Source organism: Arsenicicoccus bolidensis DSM 15745 (genome assembly GCF_000426385.1).
Classification (GTDB): domain Bacteria; phylum Actinomycetota; class Actinomycetes; order Actinomycetales; family Dermatophilaceae; genus Arsenicicoccus; species Arsenicicoccus bolidensis.
Genome location: NZ_AUFG01000066.1, coordinates 1 through 11725 on the forward strand (window position 1 = coordinate 1; position 11725 = coordinate 11725).

The 11725-nt window shown below is 73.7% G+C and carries 9 protein-coding genes; 5 read left to right on the top strand and 4 right to left on the bottom strand.

Going from position 1 to position 11725, the window contains the following annotated elements; all coding sequences use genetic code 11:
• Window positions 1-502: 502 nt before the first annotated feature.
• From K313_RS0118850 to K313_RS0118860, 3 genes are all read right to left on the bottom strand, one after another.
• On the bottom strand, window positions 503-2416 hold the full coding sequence (locus K313_RS0118850; RefSeq protein ID WP_029212933.1) for an alpha/beta hydrolase: 1914 nt from the start codon (window positions 2414-2416) through the stop codon (window positions 503-505).
• Window positions 2417-2639: 223 nt separating this feature from the next.
• The gene (locus tag K313_RS0118855; protein ID WP_029212934.1) at window positions 2640-4307 is read right to left on the bottom strand and encodes an FAD-binding dehydrogenase; all 1668 of its coding nucleotides are present in this window, start codon (window positions 4305-4307) and stop codon (window positions 2640-2642) included.
• A gap of 124 nt (window positions 4308-4431) precedes the next feature.
• Window positions 4432-5505, bottom strand: coding sequence for a threonine aldolase family protein (locus K313_RS0118860; RefSeq protein ID WP_029212935.1), 1074 nt, complete (start codon window positions 5503-5505; stop codon window positions 4432-4434).
• Window positions 5506-5640: 135 nt separating this feature from the next.
• On the opposite strand from K313_RS0118860, the gene K313_RS0118865 reads away from it, so the two are divergent.
• The 3 genes from K313_RS0118865 to K313_RS0118875 are packed head-to-tail and all read left to right on the top strand — an operon-like array spanning window position 5641 to window position 9793.
• A complete protein-coding gene (locus tag K313_RS0118865) occupies window positions 5641-7899 on the top strand; it encodes an MMPL family transporter (protein WP_029212936.1) in 2259 nt (752 codons plus the stop codon).
• Entirely contained in the window at window positions 7896-9173 is a 1278-nt protein-coding gene (locus tag K313_RS0118870) for a sensor histidine kinase (RefSeq protein ID WP_034254492.1), read from the top strand. The genes K313_RS0118865 and K313_RS0118870 overlap by 4 nt, the downstream gene beginning before the upstream one ends.
• Complete coding sequence (locus K313_RS0118875; protein WP_029212938.1) at window positions 9170-9793, top strand: response regulator; 624 nt, start codon at window positions 9170-9172, stop codon at window positions 9791-9793. Before K313_RS0118870 ends, K313_RS0118875 begins: the two co-directional genes overlap by 4 nt.
• A 32-nt stretch (window positions 9794-9825) precedes the next feature.
• Here the strand turns inward: K313_RS0118875 and K313_RS0118880 are convergent, their stop codons facing one another.
• A complete protein-coding gene (locus K313_RS0118880) occupies window positions 9826-10437 on the bottom strand; it encodes a LysE/ArgO family amino acid transporter (RefSeq protein ID WP_034254486.1) in 612 nt (203 codons plus the stop codon).
• A gap of 71 nt (window positions 10438-10508) precedes the next feature.
• On the opposite strand from K313_RS0118880, the gene K313_RS0118885 reads away from it, so the two are divergent.
• Both K313_RS0118885 and K313_RS0118890 read left to right on the top strand, forming a co-directional pair.
• A complete protein-coding gene (locus K313_RS0118885; RefSeq protein WP_029212940.1) occupies window positions 10509-11381 on the top strand; it encodes an ArgP/LysG family DNA-binding transcriptional regulator in 873 nt (290 codons plus the stop codon).
• Between the two features lie 77 nt (window positions 11382-11458).
• On the top strand, window positions 11459-11725 hold a 267-nt coding region (locus K313_RS0118890), incomplete at its 3' end, for a transposase (RefSeq protein ID WP_029212758.1).

Sequence of the window (11725 nt, forward strand, 5' to 3'; positions counted from 1 at the left end):
ACCTCTGACCGCCAGCGCCGCGACGACCTGCACCGGGTGAGGGGGCTGCGTGACCACGACTACCGGGTCGAGGAGCTGACCAGCCGGGACCTCGCCCGCCCCGCGGAGATGGTGGCACGCGTGGCCAACGCGCTGCGCGAGCAAGAGGTCGCGCTGGGGCTCTGACCGAGGCGGTGGGGTTCCGGGGCGCCCGACGGGAAGTGACCCGTCGGGGCGTCGGGGAGCCGATAGCCGGGGGTTGGCGGCAGGAAGTGACCTGCCGGGGCGTCGGGGAGCCGATAGCCGGGGGTTGGCGGCAGGAAGTGACCTGCCGGGGCGTCGGGGAGCCGAGGTGGCGGGGGTCCCGACGGGAAGTGACCCGTGGGGGCGCCCGGGGCGCCGAGGCGGCGGGGGTCCCGACGGGAAGTGACCCGACGGGGCACCTGGAGCGGACACAGCGCGTGCTGGGCCGATCGTGGTGCCCCGCCGGGTCACCTGACTCGTCCGTGCGCGGCGGACGGGGTCAGTCGAGGCGGGTGAACAGCGGGTGGTCGGGCTTGCAGCTGGTGTCGGATGCGGGCACGAGCCGGTTGACGAGGTACTGCGTGCGGAGCTTGTCGACGCAGGTGCTCACGCCGAGCGCCCCGTGGCCGTAGCCGTTGGTCAGGGTGATCAGGCGGGAGGTCTTGAGCTCCTTGCGGTAGGCCACGGCGCCGCTGTAGGGCGTCGCCGGGTCGTGGTGGTTGCCGATGATGAGGACGGGCGTCGAGGTGGCCTTGGTGAACGGTCCGCGGTAGGCGTCGGGGTTCATCCCCGGCCAGCCCGCGCACACGCTCGAGGACCACAGCCATGCCGGACCGAAGCCGGGTGCCTGCCACTTGACGCGGCGGTCGGCGGTGATCCAGGCCTTCGGGTCCTGCGGGTTGAGCGAGTCGGAGCACAGCACGCCGTGGAAGCCGGCCGAGTAGACGGGGGCCTCGGGCTCGCCGGGAGGCTCCTCCGCGGCGGGAGCGGACGAGGACGAGGACGCGGACGTGACCGGGGCCGAGCGCAGCGCGCCGGCCGACATGAGCGGGCCGTTGGTGCGGTGCGCGTCCTTGGGTGCGGTGGAGTCCGACAGGGGCGCGGGCGTCGGGTGCTCCCGGTCGACCTTGGCGGCCAGGGCCTTGAGCCGTGCCACGGCCACCTTGGGCGTCGCCGTGGCGCCCGCCGTGCCGTTGCCGTCCGCGGTGGCCGAGCCAGATGCCTTGCGAGCGGGCTTCTTCGGCGTCGTGGGGGCCACCGCCTGGCGCAGCTCGGTGATCAAGGGCATCAGCTGCGGGATGTCGTCGGCGGAGTAGAGCACCTGCAGCGCGAGGCCGATCACGTCGTCGTAGCGCAGGTAGTTGCCATCGCCCATGTCGACCGGGCCCTTGGACAGGGTGGCGAGGATGGCCTCCCAGTCCTTGCGGACCGTCTTGGCCTCCGCACAGAGGCTTGTCCCGCCGCGCTCGCACTCGGTGAACGCCGACATCAGCGCCTCGTGCGCCCCGAGGTGAGACTTGAGCCGCTCGGTGACCGGCTTGGTGCGGTGCTCCCCACCGCGGCCGGTCGCCCACGCGACGGGGTCGAGGACGCCGTCCACGACGAGGGCTCGGATGTTGTTGGGATACAGAGCGGCGTATGTCGCACCGAGGTAGCTGCCGTAGGAGATGCCGTAGTAGCTGATCTGCTTGTCGCCGAGCGCGCGCCTGGCGAGGTCCATGTCGCGAGCGGTGTCGGCGGTCGACATGTGCTTGAGGATGCGCGGCATGGCGGTGGCGCAGGTCTTGCGATAGGCGCGGTCGTAGGCCAGGTGCTGCGCGAACTCCTTGTCCCACAAGGGGAACGCGTGCTCGTCGAGCTGCGGCATCTGCTCGCCCGGCTTGCCGAAGCACATGGCCAGGTCCTGGCCCTCGATGCCGCGCGGGCCCACCCCGACGATGTCGAACCGCTTGCGCACCTGCGCGCCCAGGTCCTTGGCGAAGTAGCCGACGGTCTGCGTGGCGGGGCCACCGGGTCCGCCGGGGTTGGTGAAGAGGGAGCCGATGCGCTGGGACGGGTTGTCGGCGGGGCGACGGCTGATCGAGAGCCTGGTGGTGCCCAGCGTCGGGTCGTCGTAGTCGAGGGGCACCTCGAGGGTGGCGCACTGCAGGCCCGAGCCGCAGCGGGTCCACGTGACCTTGGGCGAGGCCATGGCGCGCAGGGCCGAGGCCGTCTTGGCGTCGTCCTTGGGCGACCGGCCGATGGCGCTGCCGGCCGTGACAGAGGTCGTGACAGTGGTGGTGGCGGCGGTCGTGAGGCCGAGCGCGCTGCGGGAGGCGGCGGGTGCTGCCCCGGACGGTGAGGCGGCGACGAGACCGCCGCCGGCGGTGATCAGGACCGCTGCGGCGGCAGCGGCCGGGCGAGTGAGTGACATGGTCTGCTCCCCGGTGTTCGATGTCGGTCCCCCAGGTGCGTGGAGGCCCCCCGCACCCCATGCCGACGCGGCCATCCTTGCGCCCGAACGGGTGTCGGCGCCAGACCTCCCCGGGAAAATCTTGGGAGGCGGTTACGTGCTGTGACCGCCTCCCGCGATGTCGCCGGGATTGGACCGTTCAGGTCACGCGGCGTGAGGGTGGGCTCCCGGCATACGGACAGGATCAGCCGGTCGCCATGGCGGCGGCCCGGCCGGCTGCCCGTCCGCTGAACAGGCAGCCGCCGAGGAAGGTCCCCTCGAGCGCGCGGTAGCCGTGCATGCCGCCCCCGCCGAAACCGGCGGCCTCGCCCGCGGCATACAGGCCTGGGACCGGCGAGCCGGACGCGCTGAGGACCCGCGCGGACAGGTCCGTCTCGAGGCCGCCGAGCGTCTTGCGCGTGAGGGTGGACAGCCGCACCGCGATCATCGGGCCGTGCTCGGGGTCCTCGAGGCGGTGGGGCGGGACGGTGCGGATCAGCTTGTCCCCGAGGAACCGTCGCGAGCCGTGGATGTGCGTGACCTGGCTGTCCTTGCTGAACGGGTTGACGATCTCGCGGTCGCGGGCGCGCACCTCGCGGCGCACCTGCTCGGGGTCCAGCCCGCCGCCCGGCTCGAGCGCGACCATGCGCGCGATGAGCTCGTCCAGCGTGCTCGCCTGCACGAAGTCCTCGCCGTGGTCGAGGAAGGCCTGCACCGACGGGGGCATGTCGGTGCGCGCCCGGGAGGCGACGCCGCGCCAGGAGCGGCCGGTGAGGTCGAGGTTCTGCTCCTGGCCGGAGAGCGTGAACTCCTTGCCGGCGATGGTCTTGTCGAGCACGAACCAGCTGTGGTCTGCGCCGACCTGCTGCAGGTGCGCGAGCGTCCCCATCGTGTCGAACCCGGGGTAGAGCGGGACCGGCAGGCGGCGCCCGGTCGCGTCGAGCCACAGGGACGAGGGGCCGGGGAGGATCCGGATGCCGTGGCCCGGCCAGATCGGGTCCCAGTTGTGCACGCCCTCGGTGTAGTGCCACATGCGGTCGGGGTGGATGAGGCGACCACCCGCGGCCTGGGCGATGCCGATGCCGCGGCCGTCGACGTGGGCGGGGACGCCGGTCACCATGTGGCGCGGCGGGGTGCCGAGCCGCTCGGGCCAGGCGGCGCGCACGAGGTCGTGGTCGCCGCCGATGCCGCCGGTGGTGATGATGACGGCCTGCGCGCGGATCTCCTTGTCCTGCAGCACGGTCCGGTTGGTCGGGCGGCCGCGGTCCGCGTCGTCGGGAGCGAGGACCGAGGCGCGCACCCCGACGACCTCGCCGCCGCGACCGGGCTCGCCGCCCTCGACGATCAGCGAGTCCACGCGGTGGCGGAAGCCGAACCGCACGAGGCCGCGGTGCGCCAGGTCGCGGATGCGCCGCTCGAACGGCTCCACGATGCCCGGGCCGGTGCCCCAGGTGATGTGGAAGCGGGGGACCGAGTTGCCGGGCCCGAGGGCGTTGTAGCCGCCGCGCTCGGCCCACCCGACGACGGGGAAGAGCCGGTGCCCCATCTGGTGCAGCCACGAACGCTTCTCTCCCGCAGCGAAGCTCACGTAGGCGCGAGCCCACTCCCGCGGCCAGTGGTCCTCCGACCGGTCGAACCCCGCGGTGCCCTCCCAGTCCTGCCAGGCCAGCTCCTCGGTGTCCTTGATCCGCAGCCGCCGCTGCTCGGGGCTGTCCACGAGGAACAGCCCGCCGAAGGACCAGTAGGCCTGCCCGCCGAGCGACTGCTCGCCCTCCTGGTCCAGCAGCAGCACCTGCCGGCCTGCGCCCGCGATCTCGCACGCGGCGACGAGACCGGCGAGGCCGGCTCCCACGACGATGACATCGGTGTCCATCTCGCTCCTTCGGTCGGGCCTACCGGCCAGTTCGGTCCTCACCGTATGCCGGAACCGCCCGCGTCGGGAGCCCCCTCGTCCGTCGGTGCTCCCCCTGGTCGAGCGCGAGCGACCGGTCGAGCCGTCAGGCTGTGACGGACATCTCGGCGCGCAGGGCCTCGGCGAACCCGTCGACGTCGCCCTCCGTCGTGTCCCACGAGCACATCAGGCGCACCTCGCCGGTCGCCTCCTTCCACACGTAGAAGGGGTAGCGCGCCTGCATCCGCAGCGTGACCTGCGGCGGCAGCACCGCGAACACGGCGTTGGCGGCGACCTCCTGGGTGACGGTGACCCCGTCGATGCCGCGCAGGGCCTCGCCGAGGCGCCGGGCCATGGCGTTGGCGTGGCGCCCGGACTCGAGCCACAGGTCCCCGGCGTAGAGCGCGAGCAGCTGGGCCGACATGAAGCGCATCTTGGACGGCAGCTGGGTGGACAGCTTGCGCACGAACTCCAGGCGTCGCACGGCGTCCGGGTTGACGACGACCACGGCCTCGACGCCCATCAGGCCGGCCTTGGTGCCGCCGAGGGAGACGACGTCGACGCCCACGTCCGTGGTGATGTCGGCGAGCGAGCAGCCCAGCGCCGCAGCGGCGTTGGCGATGCGGGCACCGTCGAGGTGGACGAACATGCCCAGGGCGTGGGCGTGCTCGCACACGGCGCGGAGCTGGTCGGGGGTGTAGAGGGTGCCGACCTCGGTCGACTGGGTGACGCTGACGACGCGCGGCTGCGCGTGGTGCTCGAAGCCGAATCCGTAGGCCTCGCGGTCGATCCGCTCCGGGGTGAGGCGCCCGTCGGGGGACTCGACGTCGACGAGCTTGATGCCGGCGACCTTCTCCGGGGCGCCGCACTCGTCGGTGTGGATGTGGGCGTGCGAGGAGCAGATGACCGAGTCCCAGCGGTCCGTCATCGCCGACAGCGCAACGACGTTCGCCCCGGTGCCGTTGAACGTCGGCCAGCACGAGGCGTTCTCGCCGAAGTGACCGCGCACGACGTCCTGCAGCGCCTCGGTGTAGGGGTCCGCGCCGTAGGACCCGACGTGCCCGCCGTTGACGGTGGCGAGGGCCTCGAGGACCTCGGGGTGCACGCCGGCGTAGTTGTCGCTGGAGAAGCCTCGGCGGTCGACGTCGTGCAGGCGGTCGAGGGGCGGGGTGTGGGGCATCGTCACGTCCTTCGGTGGGGTCAACCAAAGGTATGACGCCGCGGCCCCACCCGCGGCCGATGCCCGGCGCCCGGACCGGGTCGACGCTGGTGGTGGCGCCGCACCGGCGCCGCAGACCGAGCGTCCGAGGACCAGATGACCACCCGCACCCAGCGCCATGCCGCCGACCCGAACCCGAGCTCCAAGCCGGGCCCGACCCCGAACCTGTCGCCGGAACCGTCCGCGACGCGTCCGTCGACGCCGACCCCGGGGCGTCGCACCCCGGCGCCCTCGGGCGGATCGAGCCGGGGGCCCTGGCGGCGCCTGGCGGACGCCGTGACCTCCCGCCGTGGTGCCTGGGTCACCCTCGTGCTCGCCGTCCTGGTCACCACGGCCCTCATGGGTGCCCTGCGGGGCGCCGAGATCGGTCGCGCCGACGAGACGCTGCCGCCGGACTCCGAGTCCGCCCGGGCCGCGGCGCTGCTCGCCGGCTTCCCCGGCAGCGAGCTCAGCCCCGTGATGGTGGTGATGACGCGGTATGACGAGCGCCCGCTCGCAGCGGGCGATCTCGCAGCCGCGCAGCGTGTGGGCACTGCCGCGGCGGGCAGCGTCGGGCAGCGGGCGTCGCGCCCGATCCCCTCGCAGGACGGTCGTGCGGTGCTGGTGAGCATCCCGGTGCGCGCGGACCGTCCCAACACCGAGATCGCCACCGACGTCAAGGCGATGCGAGCCGCGATCGCGCGGCCCGGAGCGGCGACGGCGGGGGATGGAGCGGCGACCCCGGGGGACGGACCCGCGACGGCGGGGACCGCTGGGACACCGGGGCTGCGGGCCCAGGTCACCGGCGGGCCGGCGTTCGGTGCGGACGTGGCGGGCGCCTTCGACGGCGCCGACCTGCGCCTGCTCGCCGTCACGATCGGGATCGTCGCGCTGCTGCTCCTGCTGACCTATCGCTCCCCGGTGCTGTGGCTGGTGCCGCTGGCGGTCGTCGCCCTGGCGGACGGCCTGGCGGGCGTGGTGGCCAAGGCGATCGGCCAGGCGTGGAGCCTCAGCTTCGACAGCGGGATCGTCAGCGTCCTCGTCTTCGGCGCCGGGACCAACTATGCGCTGCTGCTGATCTCGCGCTACCGCGAGGAGCTGCGTCGCAGCGACGACCACCGGGTCGCGCTGCGCGACGCCCTCGTGGCGACCGGCCCGGCGGTGCTCGCCTCCAACGTCACCGTCGTCCTGTCCCTGCTCACCCTCGTGCTCGCCGTGCTGCCCGGCACGCGGGGTCTCGGGCCCACGTCGGCGGTGGGTCTCCTGATCGCGGCGGCGTTCGCGCTGGTGGTGCTCCCCGCAGCGCTCGCCGTGTGCGGGCGGACGCTGTTCTGGCCGTTCGTCCCTCGCGTCGGTGACGCCGACGCCTCGACGACCGGGCCGTGGGCCCGCGTGGCGCGCGCCGTCACCTCCCGCCCGGTGCCGGTCCTCGCCGTCAGCCTCGTCGTGGCCGCCGTCATGGCGAGCGGGCTCGTCGGCACGCGCGTCGGGCTGTCGCAGACCGAGCAGTTCCGTGTCGCCTCCGAGTCCTCGGCCGGGCTGCAGACGCTCGCGCGTCACTACCCCCAGGGCGAGAGCGCCCCGATGACGGTGGTCAGCCGCACCGAGGCCGCACCCCGCGTGGCCGAGGCGGCCCGGCATGCGGCCGGGGTGGTCCGCGTCCAGCCCCTCGCGGAGCACGACGGGTGGACCCGCACCATGGTCGTCGGCAGCGCCGAACCCGACTCTGCCGCAGCGCAGGACGTCGTCCGCGAGCTGCGCGACGCGGTGCACGCCGTGCCCGGGTCCGACGCGCTCGTCGGGGGCCAGACCGCCCGCCAGGTTGACGCCGAGGTGGGCGCTCGTCACGACCTCACGCTCGTGGCCCCGCTCATCCTGCTCGTTGTGCTGCTCGTCCTGGTGGCCCTGCTGCGCGCGGTCGTCGCACCGCTGATCCTGCTGGGGGTCAACGTGATCAGCGCGCTGGCCGCCATCGGGCTCGGGACCTGGATCGGCCGGACGGCCTTCGGCTTCCCGGGGCTGGACGTGCTCGTGCCGCTGCTGTCCTTCCTGTTCCTGGTGGCGCTGGGGATCGACTACACGATCTTCCTCGCGCACCGCACCCTGCACGAGGCGCAGGACCACGGCATCCACGAGGGCGTCGTGCGGGCGGTCGGCGCGACCGGAGGCGTGATCACCAGCGCGGGGATCGTGCTGGCGGCAGTGTTCGCGGCGCTCGGGGTGCTGCCGCTCGTCACCCTCGGTCAGCTCGGGCTCATCGTCGGGCTCGGCGTGCTGATCGACACGCTGCTGGTCCGCACGCTGGTCGTGCCCGCCGTCCTCGCGGCCGCCGGTGAGCGGCTGTGGTGGCCGCGACGGCTAGCCTCGAGGCCATGACCTCGGACCCTCACCCGCCGACCGTGCGGCGCCTCCAGGGGGCGCTGCACGGTCTGGTCGTGGTGCTGCTGGCCGTGGCCGCGGTGCGCGGCCTGGTCCTCGGGTCCTCGCCCGCCCTCGTCACCCTCGCCTCGGTGGTCCTGCTCGGCTGGTATGCCGTCGGCGCCGGCCTGGCCCGGCGACCCGCACCCGCGCCGGCGTCCCCGCCTGCGTCCCCGCCTGCCGCTGAGGGCGAGCGAGGCCGACCGCGCTCGTCGGCGCTGGCGTGGATGGGCGTCCTCGTGGCGCTCTGGGCCGTGGTCGTGCTGGTGGTGTCGCCCGAGTTCTCCTGGCTGGCCTTCCCGTTCATCCTGATCGGCGTCCTGGTGCTGCCGCCCCTGGTCGCCCACCCGCTGGCCGCCGCGATGACGGTGGTGGTGGTCGTCGCGCAGCTGCGCGGGGCCGGTCCGGAGTCGCTGCGCGCCGGCATGGTGCTCGGGCCGGTGCTCGGGGCGCTGGTCGCGATCGGGACGGGTGCCGCCTACCTGCGGGTGCTCCGAGAGAGCGAGGACCGCCGGCGCCTCGTCGAGCAGCTCGTCGCCGCCCAGGACGACCTGGTGGCCGTGCACGACGAGCTCGCCGCCACCCAGCGCGAGGCCGGGGTCGCCACCGAGCGCACCCGCATCGCCCGCGACATCCACGACACCCTTGCCCAGGGCCTGAGCTCGATCGTGCTGCTGTCCCGCGCCGCTGCGGCCGACCCCGCCTCACGCGAACCCCTGCTCGCGCAGATCGAGGCCACCGCCGTCGACAACCTCGAGGAGGCCCGCCGCGTCGTCGCCGCCCTCACGCCGTCCGCGCTGGAGCAGGCGCCGTTGCCCGCCGCGATCGGGCGGCTCCTCGAGCGGCTGGGCGCGCAGTCCGGCATACGCACGACCCTGCACGTCGACGGCGACGCCCGGACCATCCCGACCACGGTCGAGGTCGCGCTCCTGCGCGTGGCCCAGTCGGCGCTCGCCAACGTGCGGCTCCACTCCGGCGCCTCCCGGGTCGTCGTCACCATCTCGTATGCCGACACCTCCGTCTCGCTGGACGTCCTCGACGACGGGAGGGGCTTCGACGAGTCCCGGCTGGCGTCGGCGCCGCTGGGAGGCACGGGATTCGGTCTGCGCGCGATGCGCTCGCGCCTCACCGAGCTGGGCGGGCGGCTCGACGTCGAGACCGCCCCTGGCGACGGCACCGCGATCGCGGCTACCGTCCCCCTCTCGACCCCTCACCGGCAGGAGCAGCCATGACCGTGCGCGTCCTGGTCGTCGACGACCACCCGGTCGTGCGGGCCGGGCTGCGCGCCCTGCTGGCGGTCGACGCCCGGGTCGACGTGGTGGGCGAGGCCGCCTCCGGCGAGGAGGCGCTCGTCGTGGCGCGCGCCCGGCGGCCCGACGTCGTCCTCATGGACCTGCAGCTCGGCGCGGGGCTCGACGGGGTCGCCGCCACCCGCGCGCTGCGCGCCGACCCGGACGGTCCGCGTGTGCTGATCCTCACGACCTACGACACCGACGCCGACATCGTCCGCGCGGTCGAGGCGGGGGCGGCGGGCTACCTGCTCAAGGACACGCCGCCCGCCACGCTGGTCGCCGCTGTCGAGCGTGCGGCCCGGGGGGAGACGGTCCTGGCGCCGCGCGCGGCCGAGGTGCTGGTCGGGCACATGCGGGACCCGCGCCCGGCGTTGTCCGACCGCGAGGCGCAGGTGCTCGCGCGCGTCGCGGCGGGCCACAGCAACCGCGAGATCGCGCGCGAGCTGCTGATCAGCGAGGCCACCGTCAAGACCCACCTGGTCCACGTCTTCGACAAGCTCGGGGTGGACTCGCGGACGGCGGCCGTGGCGGTGGCGCGGGAGCAGGGACTCCTGCGCTGACGGCCTCACGGCGCGACGGCCGACGCGACGGGTCAGGCGCCGACGACGAGGCTCACGCCGAGCGCGATCATCACGACGGCGATCACCAGGTCGAGCACCTGCCACGCCCGGGGCTTGGCGAACAGTGGCCGCAGCCAGCGGGCGCCATACCCGAGGGCCGTGAACCACAGCAGCGACCCGGCCATCGCCCCGAGCCCGAACCACCACCGCCCGTCCCGCCCGTGCGTGGCGGACAGCGATCCGAGCATGACGACCGTGTCGAGATAGACGTGCGGGTTGAGCCAGGTGAAGGCCACCGTGGTCATCACCGCGGCGCGCAGGCCGTTCACGCCGCGCTCCTCGGCGGTGAGGCTGCCCGGGTGGCGGGCGGCCAGGGCGGTGCGGATCCCGAACTGCACCAAGAAGATCGCGCCGCCCCAGCGGGCCAGCGTGACGACGGTCGGGTGGGAGGTGATGAGGGCGCCCACGCCTGCGACGCCCGCGAGGATCAGCACGGCGTCGGACAGCGCGCAGATCGCGACGATCACGCCGACGTGCCGGCGGAGCAGCCCCTGCCGCAGGACGAAGGCGTTCTGGGCGCCGATGGCCACGATGAGGCCGAGTCCGGTCAGGAGGCCGACGGCTGCGCTGTGCACGGGAGACATGACGACGACGCTAGGCCCGGTCAGCCGATGCAGTCCAACGACAGTTCCTACGGAATCATTAGCATATCTTCATGCATGCCGACTCCCACCAGCTCGCCGCCCTGCTCGCCGTGGTCGAGGAGGGCAGCTTCGAGGCGGCGGCGGACGAGCTGCGAGTCACACCCTCGGCCGTCAGCCAGCGGATCAAGGCGCTCGAGCGCCGGGTCGGCCAGGTGGTCGTGCAGCGCACCCGGCCCTGCCGCCCCACCTCGACGGGCGAGGTCCTGGTCCGTATGGCGCGGCAGCTGGCGCTCCTCGAGGCCGAGGCAGGCGCCGCGCTCACCGCCCAGTCGACCGCGACCACCATCGCGATCGCCCTCAACGCGGACTCGCTCGCCACGTGGGCGCGGGACGTCCTCGTCGAGGCGGCCGAGGCCGGTGACATCGGCCTCGAGCTGCACGTCGAGGACCAGGACCACAGCCTCGAGCTGCTCCGCGCCGGAAGGGTTCTCGCCGCTCTGACCGCCGACCCCGTTGCGGTGCAGGGCTGCTCGGTCACCGAGCTGCTACCGATGCGCTACGTCCCGGTCGCGACCCGGTGGCTGTGGGAGCGGCACGAGCGAGACCTGTCCCGGATGCCGGTGGTGAGGTTCAACGACAAGGACGACCTGCAGGACGGCGTGCTGCGCGAGCTCGGCGTGACCGCAACGGGACTCGTGCACACCGTGCCGTCGACCGAGGACTTCGCGATGGCGGTGCGGTGCGGGCTGGGGTGGGGCGCGCTGCCGGTCGCGCAGCTGGGGCGACGCGACGACCTGGTGGAGGTGGCGCCCGGGCACGACGTGCTGGTCCCGCTCTACTGGCAGCGGTGGCGGATCGACTCGGCCGTCCTGGACCGCGTCACCGAGTGGGTCGTGTCGGCCTCGCGCACCCCCACCCCCACCCCCGCCCCTCCACGATCGTGAGCGTTTGAGGTTGCCCCCGTTCGACGGACACCCTGACTGGCCCGGCTCTGAGTAGCTGGGCGGGAGAGGATGCCTTCATGGGTGCCAAGAGGAAGAGTTTCACCCCGCAGTACCGCCGTGATGCCGCTCATCTGGTGATCGACTCCGGCCGCACGATCGCGGCGGTCGCCTCAGAGATCGGGATCGGTGAGCAGCTGCTGGGTCGGTGGGTCGCCAGGGAGCGTGCACGGATGGATGAGCCGCCGCCGGCGGGTGATATCAATGAGCGGGCCGAGCTGGAGCGCTTGCGCGCGGAGAACGCTCAGCTGCGGATGGATCGGGAGTTCCTGAAAAAAGCAGCGGCC